The sequence below is a fragment of the Metabacillus sp. 22489 genome (genome assembly GCF_052044855.1).
Taxonomy (GTDB): Bacteria; Bacillota; Bacilli; order Bacillales; family Bacillaceae; genus Metabacillus; species Metabacillus niabensis.
Genome location: NZ_JBQENT010000004.1, coordinates 115,957 through 138,629, shown reverse-complemented (window position 1 = coordinate 138,629; position 22,673 = coordinate 115,957). Strand labels below are relative to the sequence as shown.

Genomic DNA, 22,673 nt, shown 5'->3' with positions numbered 1-22,673 from the left:
ATAGCGAGAGGGTGACTCAAATGGGTCTGCCTCCTCTAATAAACACATTATATATTGAACTAACCTCATTACTAGTCTATATATTGTGTTTTAGGGGTCTGAACCTTTGGTTTGAGACACCCTCTTCTCTTTGCTACTTTTTATTTCCAGTTTCGTTTTAGCTTAAATAATTCTTGAATATAGCCATAGACAGAAACAGGTGACATAATCATTTGATAAAAAAGGATAAATAGGATGAAACCAACGAAATTTTTACGAATCCTAAGCTGTAAACGATTAAATACATAATTTCTCTGATAGAAATAGAGAATACTATAGCTAATGAGTGTCAAAGGGAGAACAAGCAATGTCATGGGACCAACGATTATGAAGTTTCCAAAAAAAGCCAATATTAAACCAGGAATCCAACATAATGTGTAGGTTATATCTAGATACGGCATAATGAAATTGATACCTGTTAAATATTTGACATATAGTTGCGGTTGCTGCCAAGGTTTAATTTCCTTCAAGCCTTCAACCATACCTCTTGCCCAGCGTGCTCGCTGTCGGACAAAATGTTTAAATGAGTTTGGTACCTCTGTAAAAGAAACAGCTAATGGTTCGAAATAAACCTTCCAATGCTTTTGAAGCAGGCGCCAGGTTAAGACAATATCCTCTCCTATTGCATCTGGCCATCCCCCGATTTCCTTTAAACATTTTGTTTTATATAAACTATATGCCCCTTGAGCTACTAAAGTACCTTGGTACAAGCCTTGAAGTCTTTTAATAGAAGCGATTCCTAAAAAATAATCCCATTCTTGAATTTTAGTCAATAAGTTATCTCGACTATTCTTCGTTAATACAGAACCAGCAACAGCACAAACTTCTTCAGAACTAGAGTTCATTCGAGCTACAAGAAAGCGTATTGAAGATGGGTGCAATAATGTATCAGCATCGATTGTAATAACATAAGATGTTTCTACAAAATTTAAACCATAATTTAAAGCATGAAATTTACCTGGCTTATCTTCTTGTAATAATTCAATTTCTAATTTTAAATCCTCCTTAGCTTTTAAAACTTCGTTAACTGTTTGATCAGATGAACGATTATTAATTACGATTGTTTTAATATTTCCTGTATAATCCTGGTTGTCTATATATCGAAGTGTTTGAAATATTTTATCCTCTTCATTATGAGCAGCAATTAGTATTGTAATTGAATCAGTAGGTTTTTCGTCTTTAAAGTGAGGTTGACGATCTAGGATTAAACTCATTATTAAAAAGGCATTCATATATCCGGGGAGATACGATATTCCTGCGATGATAAGGATTGCGACCTGAAAAGAAACGACTTCTGTTAGATCTTTCAACCATGGTAATGCAAGATAAATTGAGAGGCATATCCATATTAGAGAGAAAAGATGACTTAGCCAAAACTTCATTTTTATTGGTATGTAGTAATTACTTCTTTTCGTTTTTTTCTGCGAATTCACTTGTTTAAAACTAGATTTCATAGTATGTTTACCTTTCAAAGTGAGACATTGTAACATACAAAGGACATCATTTATTTAGACTCTTTTCTAAAATATTGTTATTTTTATGCGAGATTTTGTAAAGGTTGATTTGAGCATAATTCCGTGACTCCTGCTTAGCTGCGTGCCTGAGAAGGTGCTAACACCGAGGAGCTTTACAGGTCACCTGTGGTAAGCTCACCGTACCGCACGATGTAATCACTAAAAGGACTATATGACGCGAAGCTTATATATTATTATGAGTTGATAATAAAAGAAATATTACATGGCGTTTGTTTTTAAATGAAAGGAATTGGGGATTGTTGGTTGAACGGATTTCCAATACCTTTATTTTTCTAGCTATTTTATTTTCACGAACAAAATAAGTACAAAAGGACGATAAAAAGTTATAGTCAATCTACGAATTGTTTAGTTAGAATAATAATATATTTTTTAGATAGAAACTATGCTTCAAAACATAAATAGGGGGAAGTCTTTTGAGAGATATCGAGACTATTAAGAAGGAAATAGGTGAGTTTTCAAAGGCTAAGGAAATTCTTTCATATCGTGAAGTTGAAGAGCTTGCAAATATATTATTTGAAGATGAAGTCATTATGAACATTACAATTGGTGGTGTTGATGGAAATAAAGGGTTAGTAGTTGAAACCATTGAACGATTGTTATTTGTTTATTACAATGAGATATTTCAAGTAAAGGTTTTAGCCTTTTCTTTAGATGATTTAGAATATATTCATTTGAAACAGCAAAATCTTCATGTTGCAATGGAGCTTTTTTTCTCTGAAACGAAAATTGAACTAACTGATTTACCACCTGATGATGCTAATGACATAAAGGAAGAACTTACGAGTCAGATTGATTACAATCTATCTAACAAAAAGGGAAAATTTCAAAAAAAGCAGTATGGATTTCTTAAATTTATTGTTTTGGCTGGAATAGCTGTACTCGCAGGATATTTAGCAGGGCCACATTTTAATGTAGTGACCGTGTACGATCAGGGGTTATCTGAGGCTCTAACACAACAAGAGGGAGAGAAGCAGTATCAATTAACCTTTTCCGATTTTGAATTCGATGTAGGTGAATACGGATCAACTGTAAGAGGAACGATAACAAATCAATCTGATAAAGTTTACCGCTATATAAATATTGATATTCAATATTACAATCGAAAGGGAGCAATTGTCGAAAGCCAAATTGAAACAGCGCTTGATTTAAAGCCGGGAAAGTCGTGGCATTTTGAATCAATGCCTATTAGTGAATATGCTAAGGATTTTGAAATTGCTGGAGTATATGCTGAGGAAGCTAAAACTGAAGTGGATGGATAAACAAAAAAAGGGTGACTCAAGGGTCTGACCTCCTGGTTTTGAGACACCCTCCTTACGTTATAAATATCATTCAAATGGATACTTTAATCCCCATTGCCCACGGACAGTATCAAGTATTTTCATAATTCCTATAGATTCCTCTAAAGGAATCGTTGTGCTTTCAGTTAGACCATCAAGCAAGCATCGACCTACTTCTTCAGCCTCAAACGTATAACCGTGTGATTTTCGGTCATCTGTATAGTGAATGGCTTCCTCATTGTTTACATGTAGAGTCGCTGTTTTTGCATTTAAAAAGGAAGGAATATGAATATATCCATCTGTACCAAAAATATAAGCTTCATTTGTTAAGCCAAGGCGAACCGCTCCATTTAAGCTTGCAGTTTTCCCTGATGGATAAGAAAGAATAATAGAGAATTGTTCATCAACACCAGTTTCACCAATATAAGCTGTACTCAAGATTTTCTCCGGCTTCGAGCCAAAAACCATTGAAGCAAAGGAAACAGGATATATTCCTGCATCTAGTAATGCACCGCCACCGAGGTCAGGATTTAATAATCGATGCTTTGGGTCCCAATCCATTCTAAAACCAAAATCAGCCTTTACAAGTCCTACTTCACCGATTTTACCGGCTTGTAGCCATTCATTAACTTTACGAATAGGTGGGAGAAAGCGAGTCCACATTCCTTCCATAAGAAATAGCTTATTTGCCCTTGCGTAGTGTACTAATTCTTCAAGCTCAGCTGCATTCATTGTGAATGGCTTTTCACAAAGAACAGCCTTTCCTGCGTGTAAGCATGTGAGAACATTTTCCTTATGAAATGGATGTGGTGTCGCGACATAAATTGCATCAACCTCTGGATCTTGTGCAAGCTCCTCATAGCTACCATAGAAATGAGAAATCTTATGTGTTTTAGCAAAAGTAGAAGCGCTTTCTTTTGTGCGTGAGCCAACCGCATAAGCTATGCCATTGCTAGCATGAGCTAAATCCTCAGTAAATTGTTTTGCTATCCAGCCAGTTCCTAGAATTCCCCATTTTATTTGATTCTTTTCCATTTTCTCCACTCCTTCTATTTTGTTGAATCTAACTACACACTACCATAGATTGAATACTACGTGTAAAAGAAATACATTTCAAGTTATATTTACTAAGTAAAAAGGTGGATATGGACTCCTAAATTTAAATCATTGTGAAATGCTTTAGTTCAACTAATTTGTTTTCATAGTTTTATTGATAGTATAAAACATAGTGCTGTTATCCATAATGGTTAACGATTGATACAAGAGAGGCTGTGTCAGATATGAACTATTATGCATCAGTGACGATAGAGTTAATATCAGGATTAGTCATATTATTTATTATCACGAAAATATTAGGAAAAACACAATTCTCGCAAATTACACCATTTGATTTTATTTCAGCTCTCGTTTTAGGGGAGTTAGTTGGCAACGCTATTTATGACCATAATACGAAGCTCCGTGAAATTGTTTTTGCTGCAATTATATGGGGATTACTCATATACCTAATTGAATTTATTACACAAAAATTCACGAAAGCAAGAAGGCTCTTAGAAGGGGAAACGAGTATTGTCATTAATAAAGGAAAAATAAATTATCATGTCCTTAAGAAAAGCAGGATGGACATAAATCAATTGCAAAGCCTATTAAGACAACAAGGCTATTTTTCAATTAAGGAAGTGGAATATGCAATTTTGGAAACAAATGGGCTTGTAAGTGTCCTGCCAAAAGCGGAATTTGACACTCCTAAAGTAGGTGATTTCGAGCTCCCATTAAAGCCAGTCCATATAACAGTTACGTTAATCCTTGATGGAGAAATAGTGTACAATAATTTGAAGAAATATGGTCTTGAAGAAAAGTGGCTCATAGATGAACTAGCTAAGCAAGGAATTTCCGATTATAAAAACGTTCTATATGCGGAATGGAAAGAAAATGAGGATGTATACGCGATTGAATATGAACATAAAACGAGTTGAATATCATGATCCTTACACTTTAAAAGGTAAGGATTTTTTTGTTTTCAACAAATACATAAGATGAGGATTTTAACTTCCTCTTTATTTATAGTCAAGTTGGAAAGGTATAATTTGGTTTGCCCTTGAAGAGAATAAAACGGTAAATACTGATTATTTCTATCATAGTTGGTGATTGTTCATGAGAAAGAGGTACGAAAAATTATTAGCACAGGAAAACGAAAAAGGTCAAGAGGCAAAGAAAAATAGCCAAGAAGCAAATAAAAAAAGCGAGAATGATACTGGAACGGAAAAGAAAAATGAAAACTCGCTTTCAAATCAATTAAGAGATATAAGTACCTCGAATGATTTTAAACAACTCACTTTAGATTTCGATTCATGCTCGTTTTGTATAGGATACTATACAACATTAGTTGATAAGGAAATTATTCATCGTGATATTTTTCCGTATTTAAAGGCAAGTGATTCAATTTCTGCTTTGCCGTTAGTGCTACCAATCGAAAAGGTAATCGTGACAACAGATTTATCAAAAATAAAGGAGAACCTTTTAAAAGGATTTATCTTAATTTACGAAAAAAACAAGGAAACTGAAGTATGTCTTGTAAAAGCAAGTGTAGAAAATACAAGACAGGTTTCTCTTCCCGAGGTTGAGTTTAGTGTAGTTGGACCTAAAGAGGCATTTGTTGAATCATTGGATACGAATATTAATCTTGTTCGAAAGAGATTGCCGATTCCTGAATTGGTGGCAAAGGACATTATCGTTGGGAAATTATCGAAAACGAAGGTTTCTGTCCTTTTCATTGATGGAATTGCTAATCAAGAGAATGTAAATACCGTGATCCAACGTTTATCAACGTTAGATTTTGACCAAATCAATGATAGCTCAATTATTACACAATTAATTCAAGATAATCAAAATTCCCCATTTCCCCAACTTATTGATACGGAAAGACCAGATCGTATTGCCGCTGCATTAGGGGAGGGGAAGGTTGCGATTTTAGTTGATGGTGCACCACATGGATTAATTGGACCTACTACTCTTTTTGAATTTTTTTCAGCCTTTGAGGATTACTTTTTAAATTGGACGGTTGCTTCATTTTTCCGTTTGGTCCGCTTTTTTGCTGTATTATTTTCAATTTTAATTACACCTATTTATGTCGCTGTTATTACGTATCATTATGAATTAATTCCAAAGGATTTAGTTAATACACTTGTCATCTCACGTAGTGGTATTCCTTTACCACCAATTTTAGAGGCGCTAATTTTAGAATTAGCAATTGAATTGCTCAGAGAGGCTGGAGCAAGACTACCAACAAAGGTAGGTCAAACGATCGGTATCGTGGGTGGTATCGTAATAGGAACTGCTTCCGTTGAGGCAGGCTTAACTAGTAATGTTTTATTAATTATCGTTGCGCTTGCAGCTTTAGCTTCTTTTACAACTCCGGTATATCAGATGGGTAATACGATTCGCTTAATTCGTTTTCCGTTTTTATTTATGGCTCATATTATTGGTCTTTTAGGGGTTGCGATTAGCTTTTGTTGCTTACTCATTCATTTATTAAAATTGACTTCATTAGGAAGACCGTTCCTAGAACCATTTTATCCGCCAAGAATGAAAGATTTAAAGGATTCACTTATTCGTTTACCATTTTCCTTCCAGTCAAAGCGACCGATCCAAGAACAAACTGAAAAAACGGATCGCTTTAATGCAAAAAAAGCAAAAAAGAAGAAGGATCCAGCAAAAAAGAAGCATGGATTTTAGGAGGGTTACGAATGGAAAAAAAGAAGTTTCAAATTTCTCATTTTCTTGTTTTTTCAGTTATTCATTCGATTCAATTGGGTGTTGGAGTTTTTGGCTTTCAGCGGATTATTATGGAGTCGGCAGGTAATGATGCACTGATCGCAGTCATCACTGCAGCTTTATTGATGAATCTGATCATTTGGTTTATGTATGTGCTCTTAAACAGGCATAAGAAAGACCTAGTAGACATCCATAAAGAATTGTTTGGAAAATGGATTGGCGGTTTTTTTAGCCTAATTTGGGTTGCTTATTGGATATTAATCGCGATTACAGTCCTTCGTACGTATTTAGAGGTAGTACAAGTGTGGGTTTATCCAACGATTAATATTTTGATATTTAGTCTTTTCATGCTTGGACTTACTTATTATTGTGTGACAGGAGGATTTCGAATTGTTGCGGGGATAAGCTTTTTAGGGATAGTTATTCCGTTTTATATTTTCTTTACCTTTCTTTTTCCATTAGAATATACGAATTTTCGAAATTTCCTTCCATTCTTTAACCATTCTATTAGTGATTTAGCCATTGCTACAAAGGATATGATTTTAACGTATATTGGACCTTCAACATTGCTAATGTTTTATCCGTATATAAAAAACCCGGAAAAATCGCAAAAATGGGCACATTTAGGAAATTTTATTTCATTAACTTTATATTTATACATTTTAATCATTTCAATCGGTTTTTTTAGTGAAAAGCAAGTAAGTCAGCATATTTGGGCGACATTGTCGATGTGGAAAATAGTTGAACTTCCATTTGTTGAGAGGATTGAATATATCGGGATTACTTCATGGATTTTAATTATTCTTCCTAACCTTTGTATGTCTGTTTGGGCATCAAAGAAAGGGATTGAAAAAATTTTTAATCTAAAATCTAAAACGGCAATTATTCTTATTTTGCTTATCGTTCTTCTTTCAACAGTTCTTATTCGAGGCAGGGAAGCTGTCCAATTCATCAATACATATATAGGGGACTTTGCTTTATATATTGTTTTTCTTTATTTACCTTTCCTTGCGATTTTGTCTTTCATTATAACAAAGGTTAGGGGGACAAAGGGTGCAAAAAGTTAAAAAAGCTGTTCTGCCGCTTCTTGTAGTATTTATGCTATCAGGATGTATGAATATTGAGAAAAGGGTATTAGACGATATTCAATTGGCTACTGCTTTAGGCTATGAATATATTGATAAAGATACGTTTGAAACTACTGTTGTCTTCCCTAATTTTCAGCCAGACAAGTCTGTGAAAAATGAAACAATTACAGCGAAATCGGTTCTTACTCGGGAAATTCGTGATTTGCAAAGCTTGCAATCAGATAAGCCATTTGTTAGTGGGAAAATTGAGGTAACCTTGTTTGAACGGAAAACTGCAGAACGTGGTTTAGCAAATTTGTTGGATGCACTTGAACGGGACCCTTCAGTTGGTGCTAAAGTTTATTTAGGTATTCTTGAAGGAAGTCCGAGGGATTTTTTAAGCAAACAATATGGAAATGCGGACAATGGTATTTATTTATCTAATTTAATTGAACAAAACATTGAATCAGGATTAATTCATAAGACAAATCTTCATCAATTTATGTACAAGCTCTATGCAGAGGGGATTGATCCTGTCCTGCCAATTCTTGAACAAAAGGAAGGGAATGCAAATTTAAAGGCGTTAGGACTATTTAAAAATGACAAATTGGTTGATGAAATAAAACCAGATCAATTTTTTATTTTTAAAATTTTGTTAGAGCGGAGAAGTCAGCGTGATTCATATGCGATCCAATTTAAAAATAAAGGTAAAGCCTCAATATATAATATTAAAGCAACAAGGAAGTTTGAGATCCCGAAGCCTATGACGAGCTCCGATATTAATATGAATATAAAAATTAGATCCATCCTTTTAGAATATCAGAATGGTTCATTATCAAAAGCAAAAATGACGATACTGGAAAAGGAAATGGAGAAAGAATTTAAAAAAGCAGCAGAAGATATGATAAAGGAATTCCAAGAAAAGGAGATCGATCCTTTAGGAATAGGGGAGCAAGTTCGAACTCGTTCCCGAAACTGGGATATGAAAAAGTGGAAAGACATCTATCCTACAATAAAACTAAATGTAAATGTTGATGTTGAATTATTAGAATCTGGTGTCATCCAATAAAGAATGTAACATGGTGAATTTAAACATACTATGACTTGACTATAGAAATACTTTCCTTTTACAAAGTTGGTGATAAACATAAGGAGGTAGCATAATGGCTTTTCACACACCACAAAAAATTGCACAGATGACAATTGATGCTGGACTTAGGAAATCAAATCTTCCACTTAGATCCATGTTGATTTTAGGATTTTTAGGTGGAGCATTTATATCGCTAGGATATTTGTTAGATATAAGAGTTACAGCAAGCTTACCTGAAGAATGGGGTTCATTTAATGGGTTTTTAGGTGCGAGCGTTTTCCCTTTAGGCCTTATTCTTATCATTTTAGCTGGCGGGGAACTGTTGACAGGAAATATGATGTCCGTTTCAATGGCGTTTCTAGCAAAAAAGATTCCTTTGCAAAAGCTTCTAATAAATTGGTTTTGGATTACGATTGCGAATTTTATTGGTGCTGTATTTGTCGCTTATATTTTTGGACATATCGTTGGCTTAACTGAATCAGGTCCGAATTTGAATCAAACCGTTGAATTTGCAAGGGCAAAAATTGATCATACCTTTCTTCAAGCCTTTTTCTCGGCAATTGGCTGTAATTGGTTAGTCGGGTTAGCTGTATGGCTTTCATATGGTTCAGAGGAAATGAGCGGTAAGATACTTGCGATTTGGTTTCCGATAATGGGGTTTGTAGCGATAGGATTTCAGCATATCGTTGCAAATATGTTCGTCATTCCGGCAGCAATCTTTATAGGACAAGCAACCTGGAGTGAGTTCCTGGGGAATTTTGTCCCTGTATTTCTTGGCAATGCAGTAGGAGGAAGCATTTTTGTTTCCTGCTTTTATTGGCTAGCTTATTCTGGGGAATTGCCACCATCAGCGAATAATAATGAGAGACAAGTACGAAGTAACCAAGATTAATGGTGGAATAAAATTATTTAAAATCTCATCGAGTATAGAGCCTTCTTTATATTGAAATAAGGAACATACGTTCGTATAATATAAGGAGAGGTGAGCTTCATGGATAACTATGAGATTATGTTAACGATGAAAAAGTCAACGATATCTGGGAAGGGATATACAGAAGTGCAAGTGATGGATTTCAGTAGAGGACGGATTTGGTACATTAATTTCCATCAGCTTGAGAATGAACCACTACCAGAATCATTGCGTGAATTTGTCAGGAAGAATAGCAAAAAGATACTTGAAGGAAGCTGGCATTATAACCATTTAAGTAGGAAAAAGCGATAAATGTAGCACAACAAAAGGGTCAAGCCATTTAACAATATACTTGCTTGTATTTGATATTGCAGTCGGCAGACCCCTGTTTTATTTTCATAAATTATTTCTTAGTATTTAGATATTGACGGATTTTATCAACTGCTTCATCAATATTGTTCGCCTTAATGGTTACGATGTGATCAGCACGATATTGTTTAGTTGAATGTTCATATAATGGGTCATAATAATATTCCAGTAAATATCGAACTGCAGAATCATAGTTTTTTAATTCTAAATCTGTTTGTATTTGTTTCGCAATCGGTGTATGAATACGTCGTTTAATTCGAAGGAAAGCACTTATACATTCTTCCTGATGATCCCATGGTTGATAGTCCTCTAAAATATGTTTTACTCTTTCCTCAATTGGCATTTCAATTAATAATTGAGTTCCACTTTCTTTTTTGTCGATAATAAAGTCTGGAATCATCACTTTTCCAATTCGCTTGCTTTCACCTTCAAATAATATATAAGGTGAGCATTTAAGTCTCTCAAGCTCCTCGAGAAGCAAAGCATCAAATGTTTTTTGGTTATGTGGGGTTAAACCGATTTGTCCAAATATTGATCCTCTATGCTTTGCAAGACCCTCTAAATCAATCGTAGGATAGCCTTCGGTAGCTAAACGATGGAGGATTGTTGTTTTTCCTGAGCCTGTATTGCCGTTTAATACAAATGCATCAGAAGTTATTTGAAATGAGTGAAGCTTTTCTACAACTGAATTTCGGTAATTTCGGTAGCCACCCTCTAAGCGGAATACCTCGATTCCCATTAATGAAAGAACTGTTGCAGAAGTTCGGCTTCGCATTCCTCCACGCCAACAAAAGACTGCTTTTTTGCCTTTAATTTTGGAAAATTCCTTAACGAAAGCAGGTAATTTAGCTGAGATGATTTCCAAGCCTCTTTCCTTAGCAGCCTGTGGATTGACCTGCTTGTAAATCGTTCCAATTTCAGCTCGTTCCTCGTCATTAAAGAAGGGAATATTCATACTACCTGGAATCGTAGAATCAAGAAATTCTGATGGTGATCTCACATCGATAACAGTAAGGTCCCCTTTATTTTTTAATGCGATAAGTTCCGTAACAGATATGTCCTTAAACACTTTATGTTCCACCTTTCTGTTTTAACAATATAAAAAATCGGCATGACGGCCGATTTTTATTAAAGAACTAATTTTTGGGAACTCACATTAAATAACAGTAATATGTCCTGAATTCTCCTCAGTTACTTCACCGATAAGTGCTGCTTCAACACCAGCCTTTTTCAATTTTGATACTAATTCCTCTGCTTCTTCACCAGCTATAGATATTAATAGACCACCAGATGTTACAGCATCACATAAAATCCATTGATCGATTTGGTCCATTGTTTCTGGGAAGGTTACATCACCTTGTAAATGGGCAAAATTATTTTTTGTACCACCTGGCACAGCACCGGCCTCAGCTAATTCTCTCACTCTTGGAAGTAATGGAACTTGATCCTTAAAAATTGTTAAACCTGTTTTACTACCTTTTGCCATTTCAGATGCATGTCCAAGTAATCCAAAGCCTGTGACATCAGTACATGCATGCACATGATATGGTTCCATCGTTTCTGAAGCTGTCTTATTTAACGTAGCCATCACCTTTGTAACAAGAGCTATTTCTTCCTCTGTTAGTAAATTCCGTTTAATCGAAGTTGTTGAAATCCCGACTCCAATTGGTTTTGTTAGAATTAATTTATCTCCTGGCTTCGCACCAGCATTAGTCCGAACCTTATCAGGATGAACGATCCCTGTGACAGCTAAGCCTAATTTAGGCTCCTTGTCATCAATCGAATGACCGCCAACAAGTGTAGCACCTGCTTCCTTTATTTTATCTCCGGCACCACGTAAAATTTCCGTTAAAATCGATTTTTCTAAAGTTGAAATTGGGAAAGCAACAATATTCAACGCTGTTAATGGTTTTCCACCCATTGCATAAATATCACTAATTGCATTTGCAGCAGCAACCTGACCGAATGAATACGGATCATCAACGATTGGTGTAAAGAAATCGACGGTTTGAACAATCGCTAATTCATCGTTTAAACGGTATACACCCGCATCATCACTCGTGTCTAACCCCACTAATAAATTGGGATTTGGAACTGCAGGAGGCAGGTCTCTTAACACTTGAGCTAAATCTGCAGGGCCTATTTTACAGCCACAGCCACCTTTAGATGATAATGAAGTAAGCTTAATTTGTTCTGTATCAGACATGAAGAAAACAACCTTTCTAAACAAGTTATATTGTAAAAATAAATATATGAGAATTGAAAAATAACGAAGTGCTTTTTCGACAAAATAATATAATTGCACTAATAGTGTCTTATCTTATTATAAAACACTATTGTAGCAAAGTGAAATAAATGAAATGTTGTCGTATCCGTGTTCCCTTAAGTATTTCATAATGAAAAGCATTTTAAGATAATGTTGCGCATAACTGTGATATAATATTTTGTCGTCTATAAATTTATTAGGAGGAGACCATGAATCAGCTTGATACAACATTACTAAAACAAACAAATCATAAGAAAACGATTTGGTTTGTCATTTCATTTATTGTTATCGCGACTGCTGGTTTACTTTATGTAAAATGGTGGCCCTACTTTAACAAATCAATTTTAGCAGCCAATACGCATTCTATTGGAGCTTCAATACTAGGAGATGGTTCAAATCAATCTCCTTTGTGGCAACAAGCATTAGAGTATGCACTTGCTTATTTCAATTCTGTATGGAAAGCGGCTATTTTAGGAATTCTCCTCGGGTCATTGCTTCAGGTGCTGTTACCAACGGGATGGCTACTTAAAGTTTTAGGGAAAACTTCATTCGGGAGTACGGCGATCGGCGGATTAGCTGCTGTACCTGGAATGATGTGCTCTTGCTGTGCAGCACCGATAGCTGTTGGACTTCGGAAAAAAAATGTTTCTGTAGGGGCTGCATTAGCGTTTTGGATTGGAAACCCGATGATCAATCCGGCCACACTTATATTTATGACATTTGTTTTATCATGGAAATTTACCGTAATAAGACTTGTTTTCGGTCTAATTTTAACTTTTGGCGTTAGTTATTTAGCGAATCGGTTTGTAAAAGATATACAGCCAATTGATATTGACCAAATGATCCCCGAGGAAGAAGAGAAAGGCAGCTTTTTAACTAGATGGCTGAAAAGCATGGGAATGATGGTTGTATATATTGTACCAGCCTATGTACTATCTGTTTTACTTCTAGGTGCTGGACGTGTATGGTTATTCCCACAATTAAGTGAAGCTCAAACGAATAGCATCCTTGCAATCTTAATTTTTGCCATTGCTGGCATGCTGTTTGTTATCCCAACAGCAGCTGAAATTCCGATAGTTCAAACATTTATGTCCTTAGGAATAATTGGTGGTGGTCCTGCAGCGGCGTTATTAGTAACACTGCCAGCAATTAGCTTACCTTCTCTCATAATGGTTGCAAAATCATTTCCGAAAAAGGTGCTTTTATTTGTTATCGCATCAGTCATTGTTCTTGGAATAATAAGCGGTTTGGTAGGGAAACTTATTTTATAGCTTAGAGAGTAATAGGGTGTCTTTAATAGAGACACCCTATAACTTTTTCTTGAATTACATCATCTATTGCTCGGTTTAAATGTGGAAAATAAACGAGGTTCTTCAAAAAGTTTTTATTATAAAAATCATTAAACCAACTTGACATATAGGAATTATGGGCTTAATATACAGTTATTAAAACTTTCATAAAAGTTTGAAAATATCTGATTGGACTACCAAAGGATATAGAATCGTTGTGAATTATTCACTTCGTTTCTATATCCTTTTTTGTTTAGGTTTACCTAAATTGTCTCGATGCTCCTTTACCATTCCTTTGGGTGTAAGGGATTATAGGTGAATGTTCAAAATGGAATTTCAAGCTTTATGAATTAATAGAATGCCCCAACTTAGCTGTTGGGTTAAGGTTGTTTTCACTAAAGCTGCTTGCTTTCCGCGGGGCGAGCACTAGTCTTGGCAAAACAGCAATCCTATTAGATCCAAGCAAACATAGAGCAGTATTGTTTAAAAAAACTTACTAGATAAAATCAGGAGGACCCTTACATGAATAAGGTAAAAGCAATGTTTTTTACAATAACGATCATCGTTACATTTGTAATCGCTGGTTGCTCATCAACAAAGGAAAAAGTTTCAGCAAATCAAGAAAATGGAACAAATGAGATACGCATGGCAATTGATACTGCAGCAGGGGGATCCTTACAATTTCGTGCAGCAGAAGAACAAGGATTTTTTAATGCCCATGAGATAAAGCCACAGCTAACAAACTTTGCAATGGGAATAGATACTGTAAACGCAGTATTAACAAAACAAGCGGACACCGGGATTGCAGCAGATTATGTAACGATTAATTCCTTAGCAAAGGGAGACATGGTTATCATTTCAACGCTTACAAGGGCTAACGAAAAATCGGCAAGTGAGACACAATTACTTGCTAGAGAGGAAATAAAAACGCCTAACGATTTAAAAGGGAAAAAGCTAGGTGTTTCTAAAGGAACGGTCTACGAGTATGTTTGGGATCAATATTTGAAAGCGAATGAAATTTCTGAAGAGGATGTTACGTATGTGCCTTATAGTACCCCTGATGAAGCAATCGTTGGAATGAAAAAAGGTGATATTGAAGCAGTTTGGATTGGGGGTGCTTTAACTGATAAATTTTATAGCATTAACGGAGTTCATCAATTAGATAATTTACTTGGAGCGGGTGTGAGTATTGATAGTTATCTATTAGCAGACAGGACATTTGTGGAAGAAAATCCGCAGGCCATTGAAAATGCATTAAAAGCATTACAGGAAGGAATTGAGTTTGTACAGGAACAAAAGGAACAGACAGCACAAATAGCATTCGAGCAATTAAAAATTCCTAAGGAGGATGCCCTTAAAGATTTAGAAAGAACAAATTATGTACTAGGCTTCACAGAAGAGGATGCAAAGCATTTAGAAGAAATGAAAAGCTGGCTTGAAGAGAATGGGATTTTAGAGGAGTCATTTGATTTGAAAGATAAACTTATGCTGGATCCATTAAAAAAGGCTGTTCCAAGCTTAGTGACCTATGAATAACAAGGAGTGAAGGATGAATGAGTTCAATTACAGAAAAGGCAATTGCGAATGTGCCAGCAATTTCTATTACTGGATTGTCAAAATCATTTTTAAACAATCATCATTATGTACTTGAGGATGTGAATTTATCAATTGGAAAAGGAGAATTTTTTATTTTACTAGGGCCGAGTGGCTGTGGGAAATCTACGTTACTGTCGATGATTGCTGGTTTTATTCAAAAAACTTCAGGTGAGCTTATTGTTGATAATGAAGAGGTTAGCAAGCCGGGGAGAAACCGGGGAGTGGTGTTCCAACAAGCAGATGCAGCGCTTTTTCCTTGGTTAACCGTAAGAGAAAATGTTGAGTTTGGCTTAAAAATGAAAAAAACGCCAAAGTCAATTCGTCACGAAACATCAGCTTATTTTATTGAGCTAGTTGGCTTGAAAGGACATGAGCAAAAGTTTCCGAAGGAGTTATCAGGAGGAATGAAGCAACGTGTTCAATTAGCAAGGGTGTTAGCGAATGACCCTGACATTTTGTTAATGGATGAACCATTCGGTGCTCTTGATGCTATGACTCGTCGAACAATGCAAACTGAGCTTGTAAGAATATGGAAGGAAACGAACAAAACGATTATTTTTGTCACTCATGATATTCAAGAAGCTCTATTATTAGGTGAACGAATTGGTGTGATGTCAGTAGGACCATCATCAAAAATTGAGACGATTTATTCGATTCCTTTACCATATCCAAGACAGTTTACCAATAAAGAGTTTAATACGTATTATCAAAAGATACAAAACCATTTTGATTGAAGGGGGGATATAAAGTGAGTGTAGTAAATAGTGAAGTCGTAAAAAAAGAGGTAGCTTATCCAAAAAAGAAACCACAATTTCAGACGATTATCAGCAGGTTATTAAGGACTGGGGTAATTCCCTGGGCAATTGTACTAATCATTTGGTCATTAGCAGCTAGTTTGTCGGATCCACAGTTTCTACCTGGGCCGATAGCAGTGTGGCAGGGTGCGTTGGATTTGACCCAGGATGGCTCTCTTTTCTTGTATATGTGGGTAAGCTTCCTAAGGGTTATTTCTGGATGGCTGCTAGGAAATATTGTTGCGATTCCAATAGGTTTATTGATTGGAAGAATACCAGTATTAAGAGCTCTCGTTGACCCGATAATTAATTTTGTTCGTTTTATTCCACCGCTTGCTTTTATTACATTATTCATGCTCTGGTTTGGCATTGGTGAACAATCGAAAATATTTTTAATCATGTATGCAACATTTTTCATTGTTACGATTAACACAATTACGGGTGTGCAGGCAGTGGAAGAGGATAAAATTCGTTCAGCCAGGAGTATGGGGGCATCTGAAACTCAGATCATGTTTCATGTCATCATTCCTGCAACACTTCCTTACATATTTACAGGTGCGAAATTAGCAATGGGCTCTTCCTTTATGGCTATCGTAGGTGCTGAGATGGTTGCGGCGAATGAAGGGATTGGCTATATGATTTGGAATGCGAGATTGTATTTTAAAACCGACTGGATATTTGTAGGACTCGTCATTTTAGGATTAATGGGATTTATTATGGACCGCTTATTTAATCAATTCGGAAAAGTGTTGCTAAAGCGATATAACGTAGTGAAGGAATAGAAGGGAAGAGGACGAAAATGAGTATATATGAAGATGAAAAATTTCAAGGTAAAATCGGAAAAACTATTGACGATTCGATTTCATGGTGGCCATTAGCAGAAGAATCCTCGGAAAAAAAGCCGAATGTTGTTGTTATTCTATTAGATGATCTTGGCTTTTCACAGTTAGGTTGCTATGGATCGAGCATTTCAACACCTGCAATCGATCGATTAGCTTCAGAAGGACTTCGATATAATAATTTTCATACAACCGCGATTTGCTCTCCGACAAGAGCGGCTTTATTAACAGGAAGAAATCCACATTCTGTCGGCGTGTCTTTTGTATCAGAATATGATAGTGGATTTCCACATAGCCGAGGGAAAGTCAGAAAGGATAGTGCATTGTTAAGCGAGGTTCTTGTTGATAGAGGCTACAATACATTTGCAGTTGGAAAATGGCATTTAGCACCTGGGAAGGAGCAAACAAATAGCGGACCGTTTGATAATTGGCCATTAGGTCGTGGATTTGAGAAGTTTTATGGATTTCTTCCAGGTGCTACGAATCAGTGGAATCCTGACCTAGTTGAGGATAATCATCGCATCCGTCAGCCAAAACCAGCAGAAGAAGGCTACCATATAACAGAAGATTTAACAGACAGAGCAATAACATATATAAAAAATCAAACCTCTGAATCTCCTAATAAGCCATTTTTTCTCTATTTAGCGTATGGAGCTCCACATGCTCCACACCATGCTCCTGAGGAATTTATTGCTAAATATAAAGGGAAGTTTGACAAAGGCTGGGATGTGATTCGAGAAGAATGGTTTACAAACCAAAAAAAGCTTGGCCTTGTTCCACAGGATGCGGTTTTACCAGAGCGAAACCCAGATATAAAAGCATGGGACGATTTATCCGCAGAGGAGAAAAGGCTTTATGCACGATTACAAGAAGCCTTTGCCGGATTTTTAGAGCATACAGACTATCATATTGGCCGATTTATTTCGTTTCTGGAAGAAATTAATCGCTTAGAGGATACCCTTGTCATACTTTTATCAGATAATGGAGCATGTGCGATGGGGGGAGAAGAAGGGACAGTGAATTCGTGGCACGGTGGCGGTGAGTCATTGGAAGCAAAATTAGCACGATTAAATGAAATTGGTGGTCCTAAAGCAAATAATCATTACCCAAAGGGCTGGGCTTATGCTGGAAATACTCCGCTTAAATGGTATAAATCCTATGTGCATGAAGGTGGAATTAGAGATCCGTTAATCATTCGATATCCGAAAAAAATTAAAGACCCTGGTACGGTTAGAACACAATACCATCATGTAACAGACATTGTCCCGACGGTGTTAGAGTTATTGGATTTAGATATGCCAAATTATTTGAAAGGCATTAAGCAGCAACCTGTTCATGGCACGAGTATGCTTTATACATTTGAAAAGAATGATAAGACCCGTAAAACAACACAATACTATGAAATGATAGGGAATCGAGGAATTTGGCATAATGGCTGGAAGGCGGTATCTGCGCATACTCCTAATGGGGATTTTGAGCATGATGAATGGGAATTATACCATACTGATACAGATTTTACCGAAACAAATAACCTAGCAGAAATTTATCCTGAAAAACTGGAGGAATTAATCGAGCTTTGGTGGAAGGAGGCTGAAAACTATGGAGTCTTTCCACTCGATGGTCGAACGCTTGATAAAAAGCTAGCGGGATTGAAAAAAGTTAAAACAACAGAGGTTGAACCATCATTTAAAGTGTTCTATCCATCACTGGCACCCTTCCACGGTTCAGTAGCACCTGATTTGCGGAATAAGGATTTTGACATTACTGCTGAAGTAAGAATAACTGATGATACAGAAGGGGTAATTCTAGCTCACGGTGAAAACAGTGGGGGGATAAGCATCTTTATTCAGGGTGGTAAATTACATTTTTACTATAATCATAAAAATATTGATAAATATCTCGTACGTTCTGATAAAAGGCTTTTATCAGGTGAACATCATTTGAAGATACGACATCATAAACGAAAAGACGATCAAGGTATGATTCGTTTATATGCAAATGATGAACTTATTGGTGAGGGGATAATCGGTCATATTCACGATTTAGGCTTTTTTAATGGCTTGTATCACGTTGGATATAATGAATTAAGCTATATCACGCCATATTACAAGGAGCCTTTTTCATTAGGAGATCAGTTGAAAAAATTAAAAATTATTACAGGCTCCTATGAAAAGGATTTACAGGAAGTGATTGAAAAAGAGCTCGCAATTGAGTGATTGATAAACAACTAATAATGGAACAGAGGCACTAGTAAACCTGAGTATTTCTATAGGGAAACATAACATGATAATCGACCGAACAATCGGAGATTCCACTTGCATTTAATCTTCAATGCAAGTAGAATCTCCATTTTTTGTAGAGTAATGACAAGTCTACAAATGTAGGTTTGTTATCAAAAAGAATATATATGTCTGATTGGACGACCAAAGGACACGAAAATCTAAACTTCGTGTTCTTTGTCTTTGTTTAGGAAACGATAAAAATCTTAAAACTGCGGGATAAGCACTCACGTATCCAGCTTCCAGTGCCTAGCCCGTCTTTGGTATAAGCTAAAGGCTGATCAAGACGCCCTGAGCTTTTGTTCATGAAACGAATTAGGAGGGAGCATTATTGAGAAATTACTTATTTAAAATTGTCGCTTTCTTGATTGTTCTAGTATTAGCCGGTTGTGCAACAAGTAATGGGGAAACGATTTCGAGTTCAGCAAGCGAAGGAAGTAAAACAAGCCAAGTTAGGTTTGGGATCGATGCGGGAATTTCAACACTTCCATTTAGAGTATCAGAGGAACAAGGCTATTTTGAAAAATACAGCTTAGAGCCAACGATAGCTAGCTTTGCCTATGGAATAGATACGATTAATGCACTTTTTACGGAGCAAACGGATACAGGGTTTGCAGCAGATTATGCATTATTAAATTCATTAGGAAAAGGCGATTTAGTTATTCTCGGGACGATTACTAGAGGGACTGAACAATCGAATCAAGATATCACACTTTTAGTAAATGGAAATATACAATCTGCTCAGGATTTAAAAGGAAAAAGGTTAGGTGTTGCTAAAGGAACTGTCTATGAATATATCTGGGCCAAATATTTAGAGAAAAATAAGATTGCTGAAAAGGATATCAAATTTATTCCTTACAGCTCGCCTGATGAAGCGATAATAGGAATGAAGAATGGTGATATTGATGCAGTTTGGGGAGGTGGTGCACTAAATGAAAAATTTAAAAGTATTGAGGGGGTGAGGCAAATTGACGACTTAAATGGAGCAGGTGTCTCTATCAATCTTTATCTACTTGCAAATAAATCATATGTTACGAAGAATCCAAAAAATATCGAAAATGTGTTAAAGGCTTTAAGTGAAGGGATTGAGTACATCCAATCAAATAAAAAGGAAGCAGCAAAAATCGCGTATAAACAAATCAAGCTACCAGAAGCTGACGTGCTACGTGATTTAGAACATACGAATTACGTACTTGGTTTTACAAATGAAGATGTCTTGCATCTTGAGGAAATGAAAGAATGGCTAGAAAAAAGAGGCACATTAACTGATAAATATGAAGTGAAAGAGAAGCTCTATATCGAGCCGCTAAGAAATGCTTTACCTGAAGCTGTGACATATGAAGAATAACGAAAAAGATTACATTTTCACCAAACGAAATAAGAAGCAATTTAGTTTGAGGGGTATTTGAAAAATCTAACTCGGCTATGAGTTAAGTAAAACATGGGAGGAAGTTTAAAATGACAACAATTCAAACAGAAGGAATCAAGGTATTACCTGTTGCAGGGAGAATCGGAGCAGAGGTTCAAGGAGTTAAATTAAGTGGTGACATTCATCCATCAGTCTTTGAAACAATAAAAGCTGCTTTAGATGAATACAAGGTTTTATTTTTTAAAGGTCAGAACCATTTAGATGATGCAAGCCAGGAGGAATTTGCAAAGCGACTAGGTGAACCATATGCACATCCAACTGTACCTGTAAAAGAAAATTCAAACTACATCTTTGAGCTTGATTCAGAGCATGGTGCAAAAGCAAACAATTGGCATACAGATGTAACATTTGTACCTGAAGTTCCAAAGTACTCTATATTAAGAGGCGTCACAATCCCTAGTGTAGGTGGTGATACCGTTTGGGCTAATACTAATACAGCTTATGAGGATTTGCCAAAGGGCTTGCAAAAGCTAGCGGATGAGTTATGGGCGATTCATACGAATGAATATGATTACGCACAATTTAAGCAATATGTAAGTGAAGCTGATGAAGTGAAAAAGAAATACCGTGAAATCTTTGAATCTACTAAATATAAAACAAGACATCCAGTTGTTCATGTTCATGCCGAGACTGGGAAAAAGCATCTTTTACTTGGAGGCTTTGCTGGGAAAATTGAAGGGTATTCAACAAGTGAATCTGAACGGTTATTAAGCATCTTTGATAGCTATGTTACTCGTTTGGAAAATACTGTACGTTGGCAGTGGACAGAAGGGGATGTAGTTATTTGGGATAACTTAGCAACACAGCATTACGCAATCGCTGATTATGATGAGCACCGTGTCGTTCGCCGTGTTACTGTAGGAAAAAACGTTCCAGTTAATCAAAGCAATGAAGCTAGTTCATTAATTTCAAAAAAATAGGAAGAAATCATTACAACGAAAAAGCTGTCGTCCTATCGGCAGTTTTTTCGTTCATTTTAGCTGATTAAACCTTTTATCTATAAACAAAGGAGTGGATTTTATTTGAAGGCAAATCTGATTCAATCTTGCTGTTCTCTTTCTAGACATGAACCGAATCAATTGGAGGAAATAAATGTGAAGCAAAATCCAGTTTTTCAAAAAGAAAAGATGGTGTTGCTACCAGGTGGGGAGTTTTTACTCGGCTCGAACGATAGTGAAAGCTCTGTGGAGGATGGAGAGACGATCCGTCGCAAAGTCACAATAAACTCCTTTTATATGGATAAGTATGCAGTCACAAATGAACAGTTCTCTCAATTTATTAAGGAAACAGGCTATGTAACGGAAGCAGAAAGATATGGCTGGTCTTTTGTTTTTTATTCATTCATTCGTGACGTTGATGAATCAGATTTATTAGGTTCTTCGCCACATACACCGTGGTGGCATGCAGTGAATGGAGCAAATTGGAAATATCCTGAGGGGAGGAATTCATCAATTGCAAATCGACTAAGACATCCTGTTGTTCATGTTTCATGGAATGATGCAAAGGCATATGCAAATTGGGCAGGAAAGCGCCTCCCAACTGAATCTGAATGGGAATACGCTGCTGCTAGTGGAGTGATTGATCGTACATACCCGTGGGGAAACGAATTGCATTTAAATGGAATACATCATTGCAATATTTGGCAGGGGGAATTTCCGTCGGTAAATAATGGAGATGACGGCTATTATGGCACAGCACCTGTTGATAGCTTTGAAGCAAATGACTTTGGTCTTTATAATATGTCAGGAAATGTTTGGGAATGGTGTGAGGACATTTATAATACTCAGTTTGCGAGAGAAGCTGTCTTACAGATGGAATCTAATGTGAGAGTTATAAAAGGTGGCTCCTATCTTTGCCACCATTCCTATTGCAATCGGTATCGAATCTCCGCCAGAACCTTTAATACAGCAAATAGCACTACCGGGCATATGGGATTTAGATGTGCTGCAAATCATTTCTAAGGGGGACTGTCCCCCCTTAGCGAAAAATATAAAAAAATGAATGGATTTTTCTACTAAATAGAACATGGATTTACTACATTCTTTTCATTTAAACTTAGAGGAAAAGAATCATTCTATGTCCTGTTCATTACAACAATTATGGAAGCGCTTAAAATGGAAGGT

Annotated in this window: 19 protein-coding genes; 15 read left to right on the top strand and 4 right to left on the bottom strand. The window is 36.2% G+C overall.

Translation table 11 applies throughout. The annotated features are described in order from the left end of the window. Window positions 1-140: 140 nt before the first annotated feature. Window positions 141-1,493: a glycosyltransferase family 2 protein gene (locus ACTJJ9_RS03920; RefSeq protein WP_145580614.1), complete on the bottom strand. Its 1,353-nt coding sequence runs from the start codon at window positions 1,491-1,493 to the stop codon at window positions 141-143. Between the two features lie 494 nt (window positions 1,494-1,987). Here ACTJJ9_RS03920 and ACTJJ9_RS03915 point away from each other — a divergent pair, with 494 nt between their 5' ends. Beyond that, window positions 1,988-2,833: an FxLYD domain-containing protein gene (locus tag ACTJJ9_RS03915; protein ID WP_145580613.1), complete on the top strand. Its 846-nt coding sequence runs from the start codon at window positions 1,988-1,990 to the stop codon at window positions 2,831-2,833. 66 nt (window positions 2,834-2,899) lie between these two features. On the opposite strand, the gene ACTJJ9_RS03910 is transcribed toward ACTJJ9_RS03915, so the two are convergent. Further along, complete coding sequence (locus tag ACTJJ9_RS03910; RefSeq protein ID WP_145580612.1) at window positions 2,900-3,886, bottom strand: Gfo/Idh/MocA family protein; 987 nt, start codon at window positions 3,884-3,886, stop codon at window positions 2,900-2,902. A gap of 245 nt (window positions 3,887-4,131) precedes the next feature. On the opposite strand from ACTJJ9_RS03910, the gene ACTJJ9_RS03905 reads away from it, so the two are divergent. From ACTJJ9_RS03905 to ACTJJ9_RS03880, 6 genes are all read left to right on the top strand, one after another. Further along, window positions 4,132-4,824 (top strand): DUF421 domain-containing protein, encoded by a 693-nt coding sequence (locus tag ACTJJ9_RS03905; RefSeq protein ID WP_145580611.1) that lies wholly within the window; start codon window positions 4,132-4,134, stop codon window positions 4,822-4,824. A 178-nt stretch (window positions 4,825-5,002) separates the two neighbouring features. Next, window positions 5,003-6,583 carry a spore germination protein gene (locus ACTJJ9_RS03900; protein ID WP_145580610.1) on the top strand — a complete coding sequence of 527 codons (1,581 nt, stop codon included), beginning with the start codon at window positions 5,003-5,005 and terminating at the stop codon, window positions 6,581-6,583. An 11-nt stretch (window positions 6,584-6,594) separates the two neighbouring features. After that, window positions 6,595-7,689 (top strand): GerAB/ArcD/ProY family transporter, encoded by a 1,095-nt coding sequence (locus tag ACTJJ9_RS03895; RefSeq protein ID WP_145580609.1) that lies wholly within the window; start codon window positions 6,595-6,597, stop codon window positions 7,687-7,689. Next, the gene (locus ACTJJ9_RS03890) at window positions 7,676-8,758 is read left to right on the top strand and encodes a Ger(x)C family spore germination protein (protein ID WP_145580608.1); all 1,083 of its coding nucleotides are present in this window, start codon (window positions 7,676-7,678) and stop codon (window positions 8,756-8,758) included. Before ACTJJ9_RS03895 ends, ACTJJ9_RS03890 begins: the two co-directional genes overlap by 14 nt. Before the next feature lie 94 nt (window positions 8,759-8,852). Then, on the top strand, window positions 8,853-9,671 hold the full coding sequence (locus ACTJJ9_RS03885; RefSeq protein WP_145580607.1) for a formate/nitrite transporter family protein: 819 nt from the start codon (window positions 8,853-8,855) through the stop codon (window positions 9,669-9,671). Between the two features lie 99 nt (window positions 9,672-9,770). After that, window positions 9,771-10,001 carry a hypothetical protein gene (locus tag ACTJJ9_RS03880; protein WP_095298517.1) on the top strand — a complete coding sequence of 77 codons (231 nt, stop codon included), beginning with the start codon at window positions 9,771-9,773 and terminating at the stop codon, window positions 9,999-10,001. 91 nt (window positions 10,002-10,092) lie between these two features. Here ACTJJ9_RS03880 and mnmH read toward each other — a convergent pair whose 3' ends face one another. After that, window positions 10,093-11,127: a tRNA 2-selenouridine(34) synthase MnmH gene (gene mnmH, locus ACTJJ9_RS03875; RefSeq protein ID WP_145580606.1), complete on the bottom strand. Its 1,035-nt coding sequence runs from the start codon at window positions 11,125-11,127 to the stop codon at window positions 10,093-10,095. Between the two features lie 87 nt (window positions 11,128-11,214). Then, the gene (selD, locus tag ACTJJ9_RS03870) at window positions 11,215-12,264 is read right to left on the bottom strand and encodes a selenide, water dikinase SelD (RefSeq protein WP_145580605.1); all 1,050 of its coding nucleotides are present in this window, start codon (window positions 12,262-12,264) and stop codon (window positions 11,215-11,217) included. A gap of 269 nt (window positions 12,265-12,533) precedes the next feature. Here selD and ACTJJ9_RS03865 point away from each other — a divergent pair, with 269 nt between their 5' ends. The 8 genes from ACTJJ9_RS03865 (at window position 12,534) to ACTJJ9_RS03830 (ending at window position 22,511) form a co-directional block, all read left to right on the top strand. Further along, the gene (locus ACTJJ9_RS03865; protein ID WP_145580604.1) at window positions 12,534-13,595 is read left to right on the top strand and encodes a permease; all 1,062 of its coding nucleotides are present in this window, start codon (window positions 12,534-12,536) and stop codon (window positions 13,593-13,595) included. A gap of 540 nt (window positions 13,596-14,135) precedes the next feature. After that, window positions 14,136-15,149 carry an ABC transporter substrate-binding protein gene (locus ACTJJ9_RS03860; RefSeq protein ID WP_145580603.1) on the top strand — a complete coding sequence of 338 codons (1,014 nt, stop codon included), beginning with the start codon at window positions 14,136-14,138 and terminating at the stop codon, window positions 15,147-15,149. Between the two features lie 17 nt (window positions 15,150-15,166). After that, window positions 15,167-15,943, top strand: a complete 777-nt coding sequence (locus ACTJJ9_RS03855; protein ID WP_145580602.1) for an ABC transporter ATP-binding protein — start codon at window positions 15,167-15,169, stop codon at window positions 15,941-15,943. Window positions 15,944-16,029: 86 nt separating this feature from the next. Further along, window positions 16,030-16,785 (top strand): ABC transporter permease, encoded by a 756-nt coding sequence (locus ACTJJ9_RS03850; RefSeq protein ID WP_255451783.1) that lies wholly within the window; start codon window positions 16,030-16,032, stop codon window positions 16,783-16,785. 17 nt (window positions 16,786-16,802) lie between these two features. Then, window positions 16,803-19,058 (top strand): arylsulfatase, encoded by a 2,256-nt coding sequence (locus ACTJJ9_RS03845; RefSeq protein ID WP_145580600.1) that lies wholly within the window; start codon window positions 16,803-16,805, stop codon window positions 19,056-19,058. A 394-nt stretch (window positions 19,059-19,452) separates the two neighbouring features. After that, window positions 19,453-20,469 (top strand): ABC transporter substrate-binding protein, encoded by a 1,017-nt coding sequence (locus tag ACTJJ9_RS03840; protein ID WP_145580599.1) that lies wholly within the window; start codon window positions 19,453-19,455, stop codon window positions 20,467-20,469. Window positions 20,470-20,579: 110 nt separating this feature from the next. Then, window positions 20,580-21,470, top strand: a complete 891-nt coding sequence (locus ACTJJ9_RS03835; protein WP_095298532.1) for a TauD/TfdA dioxygenase family protein — start codon at window positions 20,580-20,582, stop codon at window positions 21,468-21,470. 102 nt (window positions 21,471-21,572) lie between these two features. Next, window positions 21,573-22,511, top strand: coding sequence for a formylglycine-generating enzyme family protein (locus ACTJJ9_RS03830; protein ID WP_255451776.1), 939 nt, complete (start codon window positions 21,573-21,575; stop codon window positions 22,509-22,511). Window positions 22,512-22,673 lie beyond the last annotated feature (162 nt).